General features: G+C 71.4%; 16 protein-coding genes, 1 tRNA gene and 1 pseudogene. 7 read left to right on the forward strand and 11 right to left on the reverse strand.

From position 1 onward, the window contains the following. The first annotated feature begins 43 nt into the window (after positions 1 to 43). Positions 44 to 1,279 (forward strand): hypothetical protein, encoded by a 1,236-nt coding sequence (locus tag Prubr_RS06315; protein WP_212822491.1) that lies wholly within the window; start codon positions 44 to 46, stop codon positions 1,277 to 1,279. Between the two features lie 7 nt (positions 1,280 to 1,286). Here the strand turns inward: Prubr_RS06315 and Prubr_RS06320 are convergent, their stop codons facing one another. The 5 genes from Prubr_RS06320 to Prubr_RS06340 all read right to left on the reverse strand — a co-directional run bounded on the left by Prubr_RS06320 (position 1,287) and on the right by Prubr_RS06340 (position 6,667). After that, positions 1,287 to 2,174, reverse strand: a complete 888-nt coding sequence (locus Prubr_RS06320) for a carbohydrate ABC transporter permease (protein WP_212822492.1) — start codon at positions 2,172 to 2,174, stop codon at positions 1,287 to 1,289. Beyond that, the gene (locus Prubr_RS06325) at positions 2,171 to 3,085 is read right to left on the reverse strand and encodes a carbohydrate ABC transporter permease (protein ID WP_212822493.1); all 915 of its coding nucleotides are present in this window, start codon (positions 3,083 to 3,085) and stop codon (positions 2,171 to 2,173) included. Before Prubr_RS06325 ends, Prubr_RS06320 begins: the two co-directional genes overlap by 4 nt. A gap of 132 nt (positions 3,086 to 3,217) precedes the next feature. Then, complete coding sequence (locus tag Prubr_RS06330; protein ID WP_212822494.1) at positions 3,218 to 4,474, reverse strand: extracellular solute-binding protein; 1,257 nt, start codon at positions 4,472 to 4,474, stop codon at positions 3,218 to 3,220. A 94-nt stretch (positions 4,475 to 4,568) separates the two neighbouring features. Next, positions 4,569 to 5,630 (reverse strand): dihydrodipicolinate synthase family protein, encoded by a 1,062-nt coding sequence (locus Prubr_RS06335; RefSeq protein WP_212822495.1) that lies wholly within the window; start codon positions 5,628 to 5,630, stop codon positions 4,569 to 4,571. After that, entirely contained in the window at positions 5,627 to 6,667 is a 1,041-nt protein-coding gene (locus Prubr_RS06340; RefSeq protein ID WP_212822497.1) for an NAD-dependent epimerase/dehydratase family protein, read from the reverse strand. The genes Prubr_RS06335 and Prubr_RS06340 overlap by 4 nt, the downstream gene beginning before the upstream one ends. A gap of 124 nt (positions 6,668 to 6,791) precedes the next feature. On the opposite strand from Prubr_RS06340, the gene Prubr_RS06345 reads away from it, so the two are divergent. Both Prubr_RS06345 and Prubr_RS06350 read left to right on the forward strand, forming a co-directional pair. Further along, positions 6,792 to 7,565: an NAD-dependent epimerase/dehydratase family protein gene (locus Prubr_RS06345; protein ID WP_212822499.1), complete on the forward strand. Its 774-nt coding sequence runs from the start codon at positions 6,792 to 6,794 to the stop codon at positions 7,563 to 7,565. After that, complete coding sequence (locus Prubr_RS06350) at positions 7,562 to 8,545, forward strand: acetylxylan esterase (protein WP_212822501.1); 984 nt, start codon at positions 7,562 to 7,564, stop codon at positions 8,543 to 8,545. The genes Prubr_RS06345 and Prubr_RS06350 overlap by 4 nt, the downstream gene beginning before the upstream one ends. Here Prubr_RS06350 and Prubr_RS06355 read toward each other — a convergent pair. Continuing rightward, positions 8,508 to 9,452, reverse strand: a complete 945-nt coding sequence (locus Prubr_RS06355; protein WP_212822503.1) for a Gfo/Idh/MocA family protein — start codon at positions 9,450 to 9,452, stop codon at positions 8,508 to 8,510. The genes Prubr_RS06350 and Prubr_RS06355 overlap by 38 nt on opposite strands. A 362-nt stretch (positions 9,453 to 9,814) precedes the next feature. Between Prubr_RS06355 and Prubr_RS37625 the strand changes: the two genes are divergently transcribed. From Prubr_RS37625 to Prubr_RS06370, 3 genes are read left to right on the forward strand one after another with little or no spacing between them, the layout of a single operon-like run. Continuing rightward, entirely contained in the window at positions 9,815 to 11,365 is a 1,551-nt protein-coding gene (locus Prubr_RS37625) for a pectate lyase family protein (RefSeq protein WP_281425882.1), read from the forward strand. Continuing rightward, the gene (locus Prubr_RS06365; protein ID WP_246568381.1) at positions 11,362 to 13,008 is read left to right on the forward strand and encodes a pectate lyase family protein; all 1,647 of its coding nucleotides are present in this window, start codon (positions 11,362 to 11,364) and stop codon (positions 13,006 to 13,008) included. Before Prubr_RS37625 ends, Prubr_RS06365 begins: the two co-directional genes overlap by 4 nt. 4 nt (positions 13,009 to 13,012) lie before the next feature. After that, positions 13,013 to 14,635 carry a pectate lyase family protein gene (locus Prubr_RS06370; RefSeq protein WP_212822505.1) on the forward strand — a complete coding sequence of 541 codons (1,623 nt, stop codon included), beginning with the start codon at positions 13,013 to 13,015 and terminating at the stop codon, positions 14,633 to 14,635. Between the two features lie 183 nt (positions 14,636 to 14,818). On the opposite strand, the gene Prubr_RS06375 is transcribed toward Prubr_RS06370, so the two are convergent. The 4 genes and pseudogenes from Prubr_RS06375 to Prubr_RS06390 form a co-directional block, all read right to left on the reverse strand. Beyond that, a complete protein-coding gene (locus tag Prubr_RS06375) occupies positions 14,819 to 15,049 on the reverse strand; it encodes a hypothetical protein (RefSeq protein ID WP_212822507.1) in 231 nt (76 codons plus the stop codon). Beyond that, positions 15,046 to 15,315, reverse strand: a complete 270-nt coding sequence (locus Prubr_RS06380) for a hypothetical protein (RefSeq protein ID WP_212822509.1) — start codon at positions 15,313 to 15,315, stop codon at positions 15,046 to 15,048. Before Prubr_RS06380 ends, Prubr_RS06375 begins: the two co-directional genes overlap by 4 nt. 298 nt (positions 15,316 to 15,613) lie before the next feature. Next, positions 15,614 to 15,686 (reverse strand) — tRNA-Ala (locus tag Prubr_RS06385). Between the two features lie 279 nt (positions 15,687 to 15,965). Beyond that, positions 15,966 to 16,555: pseudogene (locus tag Prubr_RS06390) on the reverse strand (YqgE/AlgH family protein). A gap of 173 nt (positions 16,556 to 16,728) precedes the next feature. Between Prubr_RS06390 and Prubr_RS06395 the strand changes: the two are divergent. Beyond that, positions 16,729 to 17,532, forward strand: coding sequence for an S-methyl-5'-thioadenosine phosphorylase (locus Prubr_RS06395; protein WP_212822511.1), 804 nt, complete (start codon positions 16,729 to 16,731; stop codon positions 17,530 to 17,532). Between the two features lie 39 nt (positions 17,533 to 17,571). On the opposite strand, the gene Prubr_RS06400 is transcribed toward Prubr_RS06395, so the two are convergent. Next, entirely contained in the window at positions 17,572 to 18,504 is a 933-nt protein-coding gene (locus Prubr_RS06400; RefSeq protein WP_212822519.1) for a hypothetical protein, read from the reverse strand. Between the last annotated feature and the right edge of the window lie 34 nt (positions 18,505 to 18,538).

Raw genomic sequence — 18,538 nt, forward strand, 5'->3', positions numbered from 1 at the left:
GCAATCGTGTGCGACGATGAATCCCCCGGCGGAAGGGAGCGGATTGTCCACCATCGTTGGCATCGTCGGCCCGGTCGACCTCGTCGACAGCGTCGCCGCACTCTGCGAGCAGTCCCCCGGCGTCAGCGTCGTCCGCTGCCCGTACGCCCACGAGACCGACGCCCCCGCCCTCGTACGCGACCACTCCGCACAGGTCGACGCGTGGCTCTTCACCGGCATCGTGCCCTACACGCTGGCCGGCAACGCCTCGCCGCGACCGTCCGCCTTCGTCGACTACACCCGGGAGACGGTGCTCGAAGCCTGGGTCCGGCTGGCCAGCACCGGCCGCGACATCGCCCGTACGTCGATCGACACGGTCCGCACCACCGAGATCCGCGACCTGTCGACCGCCGTCGGGATCGACCCGGCGGCGATCCGGTCCGTCGCCTACCGGCCCGACATCGACTCGGCCCAGCTGATCGCCTTCCACCGGGGCAACCCCGACCCGACCTGGTCGGCCATCACCTGCGTGTCGAGCGTCCACGAGGCCCTGCGCGACGAGATGACGATCATCCGGCTGGCACCGTCGGCGCACGCGGTCCGCACCGCCCTGCACCAGCTCCTGCTCGCGACCACCAACCAGATCCACGAGGACGCCCAGGTCGTGCTCGGCCTGGTCGACGCGGCCGGGGCCGACGGCAGCGCCGTCACCGAACGGCTGGCGGCCGAGGTGTCCGCGCTCGCCGGCACGCTCTCGCGGACCGGTGACGGCACCTACCTGCTCGTCACGACACGCGGCGCGCTCGCGGGCGCCACCAACGACTTCACCGACGCGCCGTTCCTGCGCCGCTTCGAGGAGGCGTCGATCGACGCGTACGTCGGGTTCGGGCTCGGCCGCACCGCCGCCGAAGCCGAGCGGCTGGCCCGCCGGGCGCTCAACCGCGCGCACGCGCACAAGGGGCCGGCCGCCGTCGCCGCCTTCCGCAACGACATCGACCTGCTGCTCGCCTCCGGTGGCCGGCACCCCGACGGCGACGAGGCCGGCCCGCCCGCCATCGGCGTCATCGCCGCCCGGGTCGGCCTGTCCGCCGCCACGCTGGGTCGGCTCCAGCAACTCTGGGAGGGCGGCACCGGCGCCCCGATCACGTCCCGGGTCGTCGCCGCCGAGCTGGGCGTGCAACTGCGCACCGCGCGGCGGATGCTGCAACGGCTGGAGTACGCCGGTTACGCCGAGCGGGCCGGGATCGAGACGACCGGCAGCACCGGCCGTCCCCGCACGCAATACCTCCTGCGGTTGTGAGCCCCACTCACCCCTTGATCCCGCTCGACGCGACGCTGTTGACGATGTAACGCTGCAACACCGCGAAGATCACCAGACACGGGATGACGGTGACGGCGGCGGCCGCCATCAGTCGCGCATCGGAGACCGACTCCGAGTTGAGCGAGGCGAGGCCGACGGTGAGCGTACGCATCTCGTCGGTCTGCGCGATGATCAGCGGCCACAGGAAGTCGTTCCAGTGCCACAGGAACACGAAGATGCCGAGCGTCGCCAGGATCGGCTTGGTCAGCGGCAGCACGATCTGCCAGAAGATCCGCCATTCGCTTGCCCCGTCGACCTTCGCCGCCTCGAAGAGCTCGTCCGGCAGGCCACGGATGAACTGCCGCATCAGGAACACCGACTGCGAGTTCGCCAGCGTCGGCACGATGAGCCCCCAGAAGGTGTCGATGCCGTCCAGGTTGGACACCAGCACGAACATCGGGATCAGCGTCGCCTGCGCGGGGACCATCAGCGTGGCGAGGAACGACCAGAACAGCGCGTCCCGGCCGGGGAACCGCTTCTTCGCGAACGCGTAGCCGGCCATCGCCGCCGTGATCAGCACGAGCACGACGGAGACGAGCGAGTAGACCAGCGAGTTGAAGGTCCAGCGCAGGAAGCTCTGCGCCGACAGCACCGACACGATGTTGTCGAGCGTCCACCTGTCCGGGAACTGGTACGGGATCGTCCGCGCGCCCTCGGGACTCAGCGCGAGGACGAAGACGGCGAGAAACGGGATGGCCGTACCGAGGGCCAGCAGGCTCGCGAGCACGACGAGCCAGATCCGCGCCGCCCGACGCGGCCGGCGCGGGCGTTCGCCGGGCCGCCGCTGGCCACGTCCGGACTGGTGTGCGGTGCGGTCGCGGACGGCGATGCTCATGTTTCGTCCCGATCGAGGAAGCGGCGCTGGATGACGGAGATGACGAACACCAGCGCGAAGATGGCGACGCCGATGGTGGCCGCATAGCCGAAGTCGAAGAATTTGAAGCCCTCGTCGTACAGGGCGTAGACCAGCGAGTACGAGGCGCGGGCCGGGCCGCCGCCGGTCATGACGTAGATGGTGTCGAAGACCTGGAACGCGGCGATCGTCTCGATGACCACCACGAAGAAGACGACCGGTCGCAGCAGCGGCAGGGTCACCCGGAAGAAGCGCTGTACGGCGTTCGCCCCGTCGAGCTTCGCCGCCTCGGTGAGTTCGGTCGGGATGGTCTTCAGGCCGGCGAGCAGGATCAGCATCGAATAGCCGAACCCCCGCCACACCGAGACCACCGACAGCGACCCCAGCACCTGCCACTGGTTGCCGGACAGGAACGGGATGGCCTCGATCCCCCACCGTTGCAGGAGCCCGTTGACCAGACCGTCGGCCGAGTAGATCCAGTACCAGATCACACCGGCGAGGACGAACGAGGTGACGTACGGCAGGAACAGCGCGCCGCGGAAGAAGCCGACGCCCCAGACGAGCTTGTCGAGCACCACCGCGGTGAACATCGAGACGACCACGATCAGCGGCACGTAGAACGCGGCGTAGATCAGGGTCGTCACCAGGGCGTTGCGGAAGATGGGGTCGGACACCAGCCGGCTGTAGTTCTCGAAGCCGATGACCTCGAAGTCCCCGTTGAGCCGGTAGTCGGTGAAACTCATGCCGATCGCGCCGAAGCTGGGCACGAAGCGGAAGACGACGAAGAGTACGAGCATCGGCAGCACGAACAGGATTCCGGCCCACATGCCGTTCGTGTTCGCCCACCGACGTCGGGTCGCCGGCGGGCGCTTCCGCGCGGAGATTGAGGTCATCGGAATCCTTCTGTGGATACTCCGGCCTTCAGCTTTAGGACGGTGGAGGATGTCAAGGCTCTGCTTTCGGTCCGGCGGCGGCGGGTGCCGCCGTGGGGCGCCGACCGGGTCGGCGTCCCACGGCGGCGACGCTCAGCGCAGTCGGGAGAGGATGCCGCGGGCCTCGGTGGCGGCGTCCGTGAGCGCCTCGGCGGCCGTCCGCTTGCCCTGCAACGCGCCCTGCAGGTGCGGGGCGAGGGCGGCCATCACCTGGCGGGCGCCGGGGTGGGCCTCGCCGGGGTTCGCGAACTTCAGCGCCTCCAGGTAGGCGGTGGTGATCTCGTCGGTGCCCGGCGCCTGCACGTCGGTCCGCGACGGGTACGTGCCGGAGGCCACGTTGAGTTCGTGCTGGACCTCGGGCGAGGCGAGCCGGCGGGCGACGGCGAGCGCGGCCTCCTCGTTGTCGTCGGAGTTGATGGTCGTCAGCGTGATCAGGCCGGGCGTGCCGAACGAGCGCTGCCGGGCACCGGTCAACGGCTGGCCGACCACGACCTCGGCCGCGCCGACGCCGGCCTGCATCTGCTGGGCCTCGGGCTTGGAGACCGCGTAGCCCATGGCCACCTTGCCGAGCCCGAGCGGGCCGCCCTCGACCTTGTTGGGCTTGGTGGCGGCGTCGGCGGGCAGGCCGCTGGCGGCCTGCAGGTCGAGCAGGAACTGCAGGGCGGCGACCCCGGCCGGGCCGTCGAAGGCGACGTCCTTGCCGTCGGGGGTGAAGACGGTGCCGCCGGCCTGCCACAGCAGCGGGTAGAAGCTCTGGTTGAGGGTCACCTCGGGCGAGCCGGAGTAGTCCATGACCGCGATGCCCTTGGCGGCCAGTGCGGGGGCGGCGGCGAGGACGTCGTCCCAGGTCTTCGGCAGGTCGGTGATCCCGGCCGCGGCGAACGCGGCCTTGTTGTAGACGGCCGTCGTCGACGTCTGGTAGATCGGCAGGCCGTAGATCTCGCCGTCGATGGTGCCGCCGGCGAGCGCGCCCTCGAAGTATTTCGACCTGTCGTCGACGGCGGCGCCGATCGGCTTGAGGCCGCGGGTCGAGTGGAAGTTCGCCGTCAGGTCGGGGGTCAGCAGGACGAGGTCGGGGCCCTTGCCGGCGGCGATCGCCGTACCGATCTTCTCCTCGCGGTTGTCCCACGGGAGCAGTTCGATGGTCAGGTTGGTGTCCGGGTTCTCGGCCTCGAAGTCGGCCTCGAAGTCGGCCCAGAACTTCTGGCTCGCGTCCTGGTCGGGAATGACCGGATACATCCACAGGGTCACATCCGATCCGCCGTCGCCGGATCCTCCGGAACCGCAGCCGGTGAGTGCGAGCGCGGCGGTGGCGGCGAGCGCCACGGCCGTCAGGAAACGGGATCTCACTTGGTCCTCCTCGTGCAATGGCGTGGTGCGTCCTCGCAGCCACTGCGGGCCGGTGGTGCGGTACGGGGCGACCGCGTGCGGTGCCCCGTCGGCGTCACGCGAACCACCCGTGACGGTGCTCGTCGACGAAGTCGTCGTCCGACAGCCACGGGTAGCGCCGGAACGCGTCGTCGATCGCCTCGGCCTGCCCTGGGGAGAGCACCTCGCGATCGCTCAGGCAGCGGATGCTCGGCAGCAGTCCCTGGCGCCAGAGCACGTAGTTGACGCCGGCGATGCAGCCGCGGAAGGCGTTCGCGGCGTCGAAGACGGCGGCGTTGGCGACCGTGAGTTGCGGTGCCCGCCGGCTCAGCAGGTCGGCCTTCGCGGCGTCGCCGGCCCGGACGGCCCGGACCAGCTCCATCAGCCGTACGGCGGCGTTGGTGCCGACCGCCCACTGCCCGAGCAGCCCGCCGTCGATCCAGCGGTCACCGCCCGGGGTTTCGAACGGGGTGGTCAGGTCGTGGACGATGTTGTCGTCGTTGCCGGTGTAGAGGGCGATCCGCTCGGCCCGTCCGGACTCCAGGACGGCGGAGACGACGTCGAGGGTGCGGTAGCGGTCGAACGGTGCGATCTTGATCGCGACGACCCCCTCGATCTCGGCGAACCCGCGCCAGAACTCGGCCGAGAGCCGCCGGCCGCCGACGGCTTCCTGCAGGTAGAAGCCGATGACGGGCAGGATCTCGGCGACGGCACGGGCCCGGTCGAGCATCCCCGGCTCGTCCATCGCGCCGCCCATCGGGGGGCAGAGCAGGACCGCGTCGTACCCGAGGCGTTCGGCCAGCCGGGCCTCGGCGACCGCCTGGCCGGTGGGGCCGGCGACGCCGGCGATCCGGATCAGGTCGCTGCCGGCGCGGGCGAGGGTGTCGGCGACCACCTCCAGCACCGGTTCGAGCAGCCGGGTGGCCGGGTCCCGGATCTCGAACTGGGTGGTGTGTACGGCGACCGCGATGCCGCCGGCGCCCGCCGCCGCGTAGTAGTTGGCCAGGGCCGCCTGGTAGCGCTCGTCGAACCGGCGGTCGTCGTCGAGGGCCAGTGGCATGGCCGGGACGACGAGCCCCGTCCGCAGGGTCGCGAGCATCCGTGCGGGCGCGATGCGGTCGCGCGGTGCGGCGCTCAAAACCGGCCGTCCCGGCGCTGGAACTTGGTCGGCTTGTCCCACAGCGTCCCACCGGCGGCGATCCACTGTGCCTGCCAGTGGATCAGTGTGCCGGCCGCGACGTCGGGGTAGCCGAACAGTTCGTGGCACCGGCGCGCGTCGGAGAGCAGCGCGGAGTCCGACTCCTGGCCGGAGAAGTGCACGTCGCGGCCGAGCAGTGCCGCGAGTTGCTCGGCGGTGGTCCGTACGGCGAGCGTCTCGGGCCCGGTGAGGTTGATGGTGAACGGCTCGCGGTCGGCGCGCCCGAGCGACCGCAGGACGACCTCGTTGGCGTAGCGCTGCCAGACGATGTTGACGAAGCCGGTGGTCAGGTCGACGGGTTCGCCCGCGACGATGGTGCGGGCCAGGTCGGCCAGTACGCCGTACCGGGGCTCGACCGCGTAGTTGAGCCGGACGAGCGAGATCCGGGTGCCGCGGGTCGCCGCGGCGGCCTCGAAGATCCGTTCCCGGCCGAGGCAGCTCATCGCGTACTCCCCCACCGGGCCGGTCGGCGACTGCTCGGTCGGCGACGGCGTGCGGACGTCGGTGAGGGGATACACGTTGCCGGTCGAGAGGGCGGCGATCCGGGCGTCGGGATAGCGCTGGGCGACCGTGTGCGGCAGGGCCGCGTTGGTCAGCCAGGCGCGGTACTCCTGGCCGGTGACCCCGAACTTGGCCCCGACCATGAAGACGACGTTGCCGGCGTCGGGCAGCTTGCCGGGCGCCGCCGGGTCGGCGAGGTCGGCGACGACGGTGGAGACCCGTCCGGCGTCGAGCCGGCCCCGAACGGCGCCGTCGCTCCACCGTGACACGGCGTGTACGGCGAGGTCGGTGCGGCCGGCTTCGTCGAGCGCCCGGCGCGCCATCAGGCACAGCGTCGGGCCCATCTTGCCGCCGGCTCCGAGCACGACCAGGTCGCCGTCGAGCTTGCTCAGGTCGTCGATGAGGTCGGCACCCGGGCCCGACAATCGGTGCTCAAGTGCCCGCTCGTCGGCCGGTGCCCCATGGTCCCCGGTCATCGTGGGTCTTCTCCTTGCCAGGCAGCGACGTCCAAGCGACGTCGGATCACCACATATTTACGGCCCGGACCGTTAATGTCAAGATAGCCTTCGGCCTCGCGACCACCGGAAGGAACCCTCCACGATGCGAATCCTGCTGATCGGCGGCGCGGGCGCAGTCGGCACCGCGCTGACCGCCGCCTGGCGGGACCGGCACGAACTCACCGTCGCCGACCTGCGTCCGCCCCGCACCACCGGCATCTCGACGATCACCCTCGACGCCACCGACGCCGAGGCACTGCGCGCCGCCGTACCGGGACACGACGCGGTCGTACACCTGGCGGCCGTCGTCCCGCGCGGCGCGGCGGCCACCGACCCCCGCGTCGTCGACCTCGCCCTGCGGGTCAACGTCGGCAGCGTCGTCCAGGCCCTGTACGCCGCCCACGCCGGCGCGGTGCCCCGGTTCGTCCACATCAGCTCGCTGTCGGTGTTCCGCGACTACGGCCGGCGCCGCATCACCCGCGACGACCGCCCCGACTCGACCGAGCCGTACGGGCTCGGCAAGCGGCTGGCGGAGTCGGCCTGCGCGGCCATCGCCGACGAACGGCTCACCGTCACCTCGCTACGGCTCGGCCACCCGACCACCGCCGAACTCTGGCCACTCTGGAAGTCACCGTCGGCCGCGCCGGCCGACCCCGCGGTCCGGCTCGCCCTCGACGGCGGGCCGACCTTCGCCGCCCTGCACCCCGACGACCTGGCCGAGGCGGCCGAACGCACCGTGCACCGGGTCGGACCGGCGTACGCCGCCATCTCGGTCACCGGCGACGCCGGCGGCGCCACCATCGACGACGACTCGGCACGGTCGCTGCTGGACTGGCGGCCGCTCCACCGCGACCACGAAGGAGCCACCCGGCCATGAGCTGGTTCGACCTGCCGCTCGACGTCCTGCGCGAACACCGGCCCGACCGCGAGGAACCCGACGACTTCGACGACTTCTGGCGGCGCACGCTCGACGAGCACGCCGGCGCACCGGACGTACGGCTGCACCCCGAGCCGGCCCTCTTTCCCGGCATCGCGGTCGACGACGTCGACTACGCCGGCTTCGCCGGGCAGCGCGTCCGCGGTTGGCTGCTCACCCCGGAAGCCGGCCCGCGCCGGGACGTCGGGGTGCTCCACCTGCCCGGGTACGGCCGTGGTCGAGGCTTCGCGCACCAGTGGCTGCCGTTCGCGGCCGCCGGCTTCACGGTTCTCGTCATGGACGTACGCGGCCAGGGCGCCGAGTCGGACCACCCGGGCAGCACCCCGGACCCCGGCGAGGCCACCGGGAGCGAGGTGCCGGGGTTCCTCACCCGGGGAATCGCGGCACCGGAGACGTCCTACCTGCGCCGGCTCTACGTCGACGCCTACCGGGCGGTCGACGCGTTGCCGGTCGCCGCGCCACACGTCACCCGTACGGCGGTCGTGGCCGGCAGCCAGGGCGCCGGGATCGGGATCGCGCTGGCCGGCCTGCGCACCGACCTCGCCATCGCGTTGCTCGACGTGCCCGCGTTCGCCGGTTTCCGGCGGGCGATCGAGATCGGGGCGGCCGGTTCGCGGGCCGAGATCGCCCGTTACCTCGGGGCCCGACACGACGCCGCCGAGCAGGTGTTCCGCACGCTGTCGTACTTCGACGCGGTGAACTTCGCCGCACGGGCCACGACACCGGCGCACTTCTCGGTCGCCCTGATGGACCGGGTCTGTCCACCGTCGACGGTCTACGCCGCCTACAACCACTACGCCGGCGAGAAGCGGATCACGGTGTGGCCGTACAACGGGCACGAGGGTGGCGGAAGCACGGCGACGCAGCGGCGGCTGGAGGAACTCATCGGGTGGAGCGCGACTCCAACTCGACCGCGCTGATCAGCAGATCGAGAATCGCGACGGTCTCCGACCAGGCGACCGGCGATGGGGCGCCGACCTCGACCATCGCCAGGAACTCCTCGACCGTACGGGTGTATCCGAGCGGGTCGGCGGACCCGTCGGGCAGGTCGAACCCGATCGGACCGTCGGCCGTCTCGACGCTGACGCCGTAGCTCTCGCTCTGCGCGGCACCGACCACGTCGACCGTACCCTGCACGCCGTCGGCCCAGCACAGGAGCAGGGTCGCGGAGTCCGCGCTGCGCAACGTGGGATAGATCCGGCGGGCGCTGGTCGCGGCGACGGCCCGCGCCTCGCGGCCGAGCAGCGCGACGAGCAGTTCCACCCCGTGCAGCCCCATCGTGACGATCGCCCCGCCGCCGACCGACGGATCGTCCTGCCAGGGCGTCGATCCCGTCGCCCAGCGGCCGACGTCGTGGCGGACCACCGCCCGCGCCGACAGCACCCGGTCGCGGTCGAGCCGCCGTGCGAGTCGGGCCACCGGTGCCGCGAAACGCAGGACCGACGAGGTCAGGACACGGTGGGCGACCGGCTCACACCGCGCGGTCAGATCCCGCAACTGTGAGCGCGTCGCGGCCGCCGGCTTGTTGACGAACACCGGTACGCCGAGCGGGAGCAGGACGTCGAGGGCCGCCGCGACCTGGTCCGGTCGTACGGTCAGGATGATCCCGTCCGGCTTGCGGTCGACCAGATCGGCGAGTTGGTCATGGACGTGGTGGCCGGGGTTGCGGCGCTCGAACTCGGCGACCCGGTCCGCGTCCGAATCCCACACGTCGAAGGCGGCACCCGGGCGCAGCCGCCCGATCGTGGCCGCGTCGGAGAAGGGATGGCTGGTCGCGAGACCGGCGATCGCGATCCTCGGCTGCCGTTCGCCCGCTGGGTACGCCATGGATCAAGCCTCCCACAGCGTCCCGATCCGACCGTGAGGACGTCCCGCGAGGGCCGGGACGGCAACCGGGCTGCAAACCGGGACAGCTCCGAAAGGGTGCAGAGCCTGCAATTCGGGCGGGGTTCCACAGCTTCACGGCAGCACCCGGATCCGCATCTCGAAGCGATGCAACATTCTTGCACGTCTATGCCCTTGACTCAAGGAAAGCCCTTTCCCTACGTTTGACCTATTGATTTCGGGCGTGTTAACGCCCATCGCCCCGCGCTCTTGCCGGAAACCCCGGCCGAGCAACAGCCATCTGTCGAGAGGGGTTTTATATGCTTAAATCACGATCTTCTCGCCGAGCCGGCCTCGCCGCACTGGTGGCCGGATCGGTCACCGTGGCGTTGGCCGCCGCGAGCATCACCTCCGCACACGCCGCGACCCTCTTCACCGACAGCTTCGAAAGCGGCAACGCCGGCGCCTGGAGCAGATCGGGCGGCAGCTGGTCGATCGACACCGACGGGTCGACCGTCTACCGGCAGTCGGGCACCGGATCGGACGCCAAGGCCCGGGCCGGCAGCACCTGGACCGACCAGACCGTCGAGGCCCGGGTGAAGCCGACCGCGTTCAACGGCGCAGGCCGCTTCGCCGGCGTGCTCGCCCGGGCGCAGAGCACGACCACCTACTACTACCTCGCGCTCGACGGCGACGGGCAGGTGCTGCTCGGCCGGCGCGGATCGAGCGGGCACACCACGCTCGCCGCCGCCCCCGCGACCGTCACCACCGGCACCTGGTACACGCTGCGCCTGGAGGCGTTCGGCAGCAGCCTGCGCGGCTTCGTCGACGGGCGGCAGGTCGTCGGCGCCACCGACGGCACCATCGGGTCCGGCCGCATCGGCCTGGCCACCTACTACGCCAGCGCCTCCTTCGACGACGTACGGGTGACCGACACCGCCGGCCCGACGCCGACCACCCCGCCGACCGGCACCCCCACCCCGTCCCCGACACCGACCGGCACCCCGCCCCCGCAGCCGCCGGCCGGGCAGCCGGACGGCTACGCGAGCGTGCCGGCGCTCGGGCTCGACGGCACCACCGGCGGCGCGGGCGGCCCGACCGTCACCGTCACCACCGCCGCCGACCTCGCCACCTACGCGGGGGCGAACACCCCGTACGTCATCCTGGTCGCCGGCCGGATCCAGGTCTCCGGCATGGTGACCGTGGTCGCCAACAAGACCATCCTCGGTCTGGGCGGCACCGCCGAGATCACCGGCGGTGGCCTCCAGATGGGCACCACCACCCGGCCCGGCAACAACGTGATCATCCGCAACATCACGTTCCGGAACGCCTCCGACGACTCGATCAGCGTCCACAACGGCTCGCACCACGTGTGGATCGACCACAACGAGTTCTACCCCGGCTTCGACGGCTCGGTCGACGTCAAGCACCGGTCCAGCTACGTGACCGTCTCCTGGAACCGGTTCCACCAGACCGACAAGAGCATGCTGCTCGGCCACTCCGACTCCTACACCCAGGACATCGGATACCTGAAGGTCAGCTACCACCACAACTACTTCGACGGCTCCAACCAGCGCCACCCGCGCGTGCGGTTCGGCGACCCGGTGCACGTCTACAACAACTACTACAAGGGCGTCGGGCTCTACGGCGTCGTCTCGGTCGAGAACGCCGGCGTCCTGGTCGAGGGCAACTACTTCGAGGACGTCGCCTTCCCCTGCCACTCGGCCAGCGGATACGCCGACTCCGGCCCCGGCCGGCTGGTCCAGCGCGGCAACGTCTTCCTCCGGTCCGGCACCTGCGAGGTCAACGGCTCGGTGGGCGAGCCGGGCGCCTACTACTCGTACACATTGGACAACGCGGCCCAGGTCCCGCAGCTCGTCGCGGCCGGCGCCGGCGTGGGAAGGATCAACCCGTGAACATCCGACGCTGGCGCGTACCGGCCGCCGCCGGGCTGGCCGGGACGCTGACCGCCCTGGTGCTGGCCGTCATGCCCCCGGCCCAGGCCGCGACCCTGTTCAGCGACGACTTCGCCGACGGCAACCACAACGGCTGGAGCTCCTCCGGCGGCTCCTGGCGGGTCGAGCCGGTCGCCGGCGACCCGGCGCTCGTGCAGCGCGGCACCAGCGCCGACGCCCGGGTCCGCACCGGCCAGGCCGGCTGGTCCGACTACACGGTCACCGCAGAGGTACGTCCCACCACGTGGGGCGGCGCCGACGCGGGTGCCGGGGTCGCCGCCCGGGTCCAGGGCAGCGGCAACTACTACTACCTCGGCGTCACCGCCGGCAGCCTCGTGCTCGGCAAGCGGACCGGCGGCACGCTGACCCCGCTGGCCACCACCGCGCTCGGCGTCACCACCGGTACGGCGTACACGCTGAGCCTGCAGGTCTCCGGCACCGCCCTCACCGGCCGGGTCGCCGGCGGGCCGGTGCTCACCGCCTCCGACGCCGCCTACCCGACCGGTCAGGCCGGACTGGTGGCCCGGTACGCCGCCGCGGGCTTCGACGACGTGACGGTCGAAACCGCTCCCCCGGGTCCACAACCGACGGTCAGCCCGACCCCGACGGCGAGCCCGACGACCAGCCCCACCGCCTCGCCGACCACCTCGCCGGGACCCGACCCGACGCCGCCGCCCGCCGGTCAACCCGACGGGTGGGCCAGCGTGGCCGGACTCGGGCAGAACGGCACCACCGGTGGGGCCGGCGGACCGGTCGTCACCGTACGGGACACCGCCGGCTTCCTCGACTACATCGCCCGCCCCGGCCCGTACGTCATCCAGGTCGCCGGCACCATCAACCTGCCGACCGGCGCGAGCGACGGCATGTACGACGTCACCTCGGACAAGACGATCGTCGGGCTCGGTGCCAACGCCACACTCAGCGGTGGCGGGCTCAACATCGGCCTGCCGGTCGACGACAACGTGACCGCGCCGCCGGCGAACGCCGTACACAACATCATCATCCGGAACCTGCACCTCACCGGTGCCACCGACGACCTGATCAACGTGCAGATGTTCTCGCACCACATCTGGATCGACCACAACTCGTTCTCCAACGGCGACGACGGGGCGGTCGACATCAAACGCGGGTCGGACCACGTCACGGTCTCCTGGAACCACTTCTTCGACCACAACAAGACGCTGCTGCTCGGGCACGACGAGGACGCCGGGGCACAGGACATCGGCCGGCTGCGGGTCACCTACCACCACAACTTCTTCGACCGCTCCGACCAGCGCAACCCGCGGGTGCGGTTCTCCGCGTCGGCGCACGTCTACAACAACTACTACTTCGACAACAGCTACGGCGTCGCGTCGACGTACGACGCCGCCGTGCTGATGGAGAACAACTACTTCTACAGCGTCAACAACCCCGGCCGGGTGGTCTTCAGCGGCGACCAGGGCCGCATCGTCGAACGCGGCAACATCCTCGTCGACTGCAACCACCCGATCGAGACCCGGGGCACGGTGCCGGAACCGGGCCAGTTCTACGCCTACCGGCTCGATCCGGCCGCCGACATTCCGACGATCGTCCCGGCCGGCGCCGGGGTGGGAAAGCTGGGCTGACGCGATGGGACGAACCTCCGTGAGGCGCCGGGCCGCGCTGGCCACCGGGCTCGCGACACTGCTCACCACCGCCCTGCTCACGGTCGCCGGCAACGCCCAGGCGGCGACACTGTTCACCGACGACTTCAACGACGGCAACCACACCGGCTGGACGACCTCCGGCGGCACCTGGTCGGTGGCCACCGACGGCGGACCGGTGCTGCGCCAGGCCGGCACCAGCTCCAACGCCCGCGCGACGGCCGGCGCCGCGAACTGGACCGACTACACGGTGACCGCCCGGGTGAAGCCCACGGCGTTGGGCGGCGCCGACCGGTTCGCCGCCGTACTCGCCCGGGTCGCCTCCACCACCAGCTACTACTACCTGGCGTTGCGCGGCAACCACACCGTCGAGCTGAAGCGGCTGGCCGGCGGGTCGAGCACGACGCTGGCCAGCGCGTCGATGCCGGTCTCCACCGGCACCTGGTACACGCTGAGCCTGCGGGTCGCCGGCACCACCCTGACCGGCCAGGTCGACGGCGGCACGCCGCTGGTCGCCACCGACAACCGGTACGCCTCGGGGGGCGTCGGCCTGGCCACCTTCAACGCCAGCGCCAACTTCGACGACGTGACCGTCTCCACCGTCACGCCGGGCCCCACGCCGACCGTGACGCCGACGGTGGGACCAACCACGCCTCCCCCGACCACCCCGCCGCCCACCACCCCGCCACCGACCACGCCACCACCCACCACGTCGCCGCCGGCCGCGGGTGACCGGCCGGGCGGCTTCGCGAGCCTGAACGCCCTCGGACAGAACGGCACCACCGGCGGGGCCGGCGGCCCGGTGGTCACCGCCACCAACGCCACCGACTTCCTCGAGTACATCGACACCATCGGCCCGCTGGTCATCCAGGTCCAGGGCGTGATCCAGATCAGCAGCAAGAAAGGCGTACGCCCCAACAAGACGATCATCGGTATCGGCTCCAACGCCGAGATCACCGGTGGCGGCCTGGACTTCTACCGGTCGTACAACGTGATCGTCCGCAACATCAGGTTCACCAATGCCGACGACGACGCGATCAACGTGGGCCAGGAGTCGCACCACATCTGGATCGACCACAACACGTTCACCGGTGCCGTGGACGGGTCGATCGACGTGGTCCGCGGCGCCGACTACGTCACCATCTCCTGGAACCACTTCGACCATGCCGACAAGAGCATGCTGATCAGCCACTCCGACGGCGCCGGTTCGACCGACATCGGCAAGCTGAAGGTCAGCATCCACCACAACTTCTTCGACAACAGCCGGCAGCGCCACCCGCGGATCCGGTTCGCCGAACCCGTCCACGTCTACAACAACTACTTCCTGAACAACGACCTGTACGCGGTCGCTTCCACGGAGAACGCGGGCGTGGTCGTCGAGGGCAACTACTTCGAGAACGTGCCGTACCCGATCTTCTCCGCCAGCGGCTACGCCGACAGCGGGCCGGGCCGGGCGGTGCAGCGCAACAACATCTTCGTCAACTCCGGAGTACCGGAAACGGCCGGCTCGGTCGTCGAACCCGGCACCTACTACAGCTACCGGGTCGACCCGCCGGCCAGCGTGCCGTCCCTCGTACGCGCCGGCGCCGGCGCCGGCAAGCTGGGCTGACCGGCGTACGGCGGCCGTGGTCGGGATGCCCGGCCACGGCCGCCGTCGCGCTTTCCCCGCGACGCCCAGAGGCCGTACGCCGCCAGGAAACCGGTGACGGCCCCGTGGAACTCGTCGGGACGCTCCAGGTTCGGATGGTGGGCGCTGCCCTCGATGACGACGTACTCCCGGGGTGGCGCCGACTCAGCGGCCGGCCTCGGCCGAGGTGAGCCGCCCGTTCGCCGGGTCCACCCGCATCCGGGTACAGATCACGTCGAGCCCCACGTCGGCCATCTCGTCGGGCACGTCGACCTCGGCCTCGACCTGGCGGGGGCCGGCCAGCGGCGTCACCAGGACGCTGTCGTCGCCCCGCTCCGGAACGGCGGCCGCGGCGACGATGCGCCCGTCTTCGTCGTAGACGACCCGAAGTCTCATCTGACCATCACCCCGGTGATGCGGATCAGTCCGCCGGACCCGACCGGCCCCTGATTGGGAGAGAGCCGCACGATCAGGTCGGTGCTCTGGTTGAGATTGTTGTCGGAGTGGGCGGCGACCCCGGTCAGGAGCGCCGAGTCTCTCGCCTGGAACGGGCGGACCGACCACCCGAAATAGTTGTCACGGTCACCCACGGCCACGTTCCAAGCCGTTTCCCCGTACACCTGAAACACGGGGTTTGCCCGAATCAATGTGACGGTAGCCATGGCGTCAGTGTCCTACGACCCATGCGGGCAGAGGACCGATGCCAATGAGTTTCCGCACCAGGTGAGCAATGTGGCCGTACCGGAGTTCGGGTCGATCACCACGACCACCTCGACGTTTTCCGGGCATCGTCCGGCCGATGGCGAACGCCTGGATCGGAATGTCGCTGACGGATCGGCCGCCCGGCCTCATGCCCCGCGAACCCGCCACCGCGAGGGCTCGGTACGCCCGGCAACCTCCGGCCCGGACAAAGATCGAGGGCGTCCGTCATGTCTGACGAACGCCCTCGAAAGTTGCGGGTGGAGCCGAGGGGACTCGAACCCCTGACCCCCACACTGCCAGTGTGGTGCGCTACCAGCTGCGCCACGGCCCCCGGTCGTCCCCGATCTCTCGGGCACTGACGGAATAGTACACACCCCGGCCGGCCCGGTCACATCCGAGGGTCCCCCGCTCGTGGCGCACCCCCACCCCCCGTACCACCGTGCCCACGCATCCGCGCCGGCGGGCCGATCGAGGAGGAATCGTGGGCGTTTCGTCCGTTTCTTCCCGCGACAAGTCCTTGATCAACGCGGCACGCGCGCGCGAACGCGACCTGGGCGCGCAAGCGCGACCTGGGCGCGCAAGCGCGGCCCCGGCGGGCCGTGCGGCCCGGTCAGTTGACGGCCACGTCCGGGGGAAGTGGGCCATCGCGGCCATCATGCCGCCCTGGCGGCGCAGGACCATCGACCACAGGTCGTCGGGGCGGTTCACGAAGGCGTCGCCGGGCAGGCCGTCGAGCAGGAACCACGAGCCGCCCGCGATCTCGTCCTCCAACTGCCCGGGCGACCAGCCCGAATAGCCGGCGAAGACCCGGATGCCGGCGATGCTCTCCCGCAGCCGTTCCGGATCGGCGGAGAGGTCGACGGTGCCGACCGCGCCGGACACCTGGTGGAAGCCCTTCAGCCGGCGGGTCGGGGTGCGCATCCGCGCCAGGCAGATCGCCGACTCGGGCTGCACCGGCCCGCCCTCGAAGAGCACCGCCGGTTCGCCGGCGAGCGCACCCCACGACGACAGGACGTCGGCGACCGGCACCTCGGTCGCGCGGTTGAGCACCACGCCGAGCGCGCCGCCGGGTTCGTGGGCGACGAGCAGGACCACGGTACGGTCGAAGTTCGGATCCTTCAGTGCGGGTGCCGCGACGAGCAGTTGCCCGGTCAACGACTCCATCGACCGACCGCCGATCGCCTGCCCCTCTCCGTGCACAGCCGTGACCCGCTACTCGGCGCCAGGGGCACGGGAGTCGCCGACCTTGGACCGCTGTGACCTCAACGCCATGCCTCGCACCATAGCCTGCGGAACTGGCCGCGGATAAGGGCCACGGCGACCTGTCTCGCCGGAGCTTGCGGCGTTCCGTCGGGCCGGGAAAGCTATGCCGGGTGAGCCCTCATGCGCAAATCGCCGTCATCGGCGGGTCCGGCCTCTACGCGCTGCTCGACGGTGCCACCGAACACGTCGTCGATACGCCGTACGGCGCACCGTCCGATCCGATCACGGTCGCCGAGGTCGGCGGGCGGCCGGTCGCCTTCCTGCCCCGGCACGGGCGGGACCACCGCCACCCGCCACACCTGATCCCCTACCAGGCAAACCTGTGGGCGTTGCGGTCGATCGGCGTACGGCAGATCCTGGCGCCGTGCGCGGTCGGCGGGCTGCGGCCGGAGCTGGGGCCGGGCACGTTCGTCGTCCCGGACCAGCTCATCGACCGCACCACCGGCCGGGCGCAGACCTACTACGACCGGGGTGCGGTGCACGTCTCGTTCGCCGACCCGTACTGCCCGACGGGGCGCACCGTGGTCCTCGACGCGGCCCGCGGCCGGGACGTCGCGGCGACCGACGGCGGCACGATGGTCGTCGTGGAGGGTCCCCGGTTCTCCACCCGGGCCGAGTCGCGCTGGTTCACCAGCATCGGCGGGAGCGTGGTGAACATGACCGGGCACCCGGAGGCGGTGCTCGCCCGAGAACTGGCGCTCTGCTACACCTCGGTGGCCCTGGTCACCGACCTCGACGCCGGGGTGGAGGGTGGCCACGGCGTCACGCAGGAGGAGGTCTTCCGGGTGTTCGCGGAGAACACCGCCCGCCTGCGTGAGGTCCTGCTCGACGCGGTCGCCGCGCTGCCGGCCGAGCGTTCCTGCCCGTGCCGCACCGCGCTCGACGGCATCAAGCTCCCGTTCGACCTGCCCTGAGCGGGCACCGTCCACACCCGGCTCACCCTCCACACGGGATCATCGGAACATCGGCAGCCGCATCGGCTGGCCGCTGACGGCGTCGAGGACGGGCCGGTCGCCGAGCGGCGCGGCCAGCGTCACGGTGACCGGCTCGAACAGAAGCTGGTCGGTGCACGCGCCGGCGGTCGGCCTGGTCACCGTGCCGCTGACCACGACCGCGTCGTCGAACTCCTCGACCAACGCGGCGGGGTCGGTGTCGCAGGCGCCGATGCCGAGCCGGAAGGTGATCTGGCTGCCGTCCACGTCCGACAGGTCCTGAACGGTGACGAGGCCGGCCGGCGGTGCGCCGCCGGGTTCGGCCACCTGCGGCAGCGGGGCGGTGTCGGCCGGCGCGACGGCGACCCGCGCGACCGGTACGGGAAGTTCGGTGACCTGGAACAGCCAGGCCGGGACCCGCGCCTCGCCGCGACTGGTGAGCACGGCCACCTCGCCGAGTTCGACCCCGGTGACGGTGAGCACGCCGCACGGCGCGGCGGAACTGGCCGTTCCGTCCGGGCCGCCGGTCGGCGTCGGTTGCGCGCCGCCCGGCGGCTGGCACGCTGGTGGGTCACCCTGGTCCAGTTCCCGGTACGCCTCAGCCGCGCCGACCAGCGCGGTCGGCAACTCCCCGTCGGCGAACCGGACGACCCCCTCCGACGGCGCGTCGGCCGGCAGCGTCGTCTTGAGGACGTACCAGCCGGCGTTGAACGCCATCTCGGCGTCGGCGTCGAGCTTGGGGTTGCCGGGCAGCACGGTGGCGTTCTGCAGCGGCAGGTAGCCGGTGTGCCACGCGTCGGCGGGCCGGGCCCGCCAGGTCTCGGCGACGGCGGCGGCCCGCTCGGCGAACCCGTCCTGGACCGGGGCCGGGTCGCCCGGACCTCCCGGGTTCTGCCCGCAGGCGGTCAGCGTGACGCACAGGGCGATGGCGGAAACACTGGCGAGACGGCGCATACCAGTCCGACGCCGGTCGCCGGCCACCGGTTCC

This window comes from Polymorphospora rubra (assembly GCF_018324255.1).
Lineage (GTDB): Bacteria > Actinomycetota > Actinomycetes > Mycobacteriales > Micromonosporaceae > Polymorphospora > Polymorphospora rubra.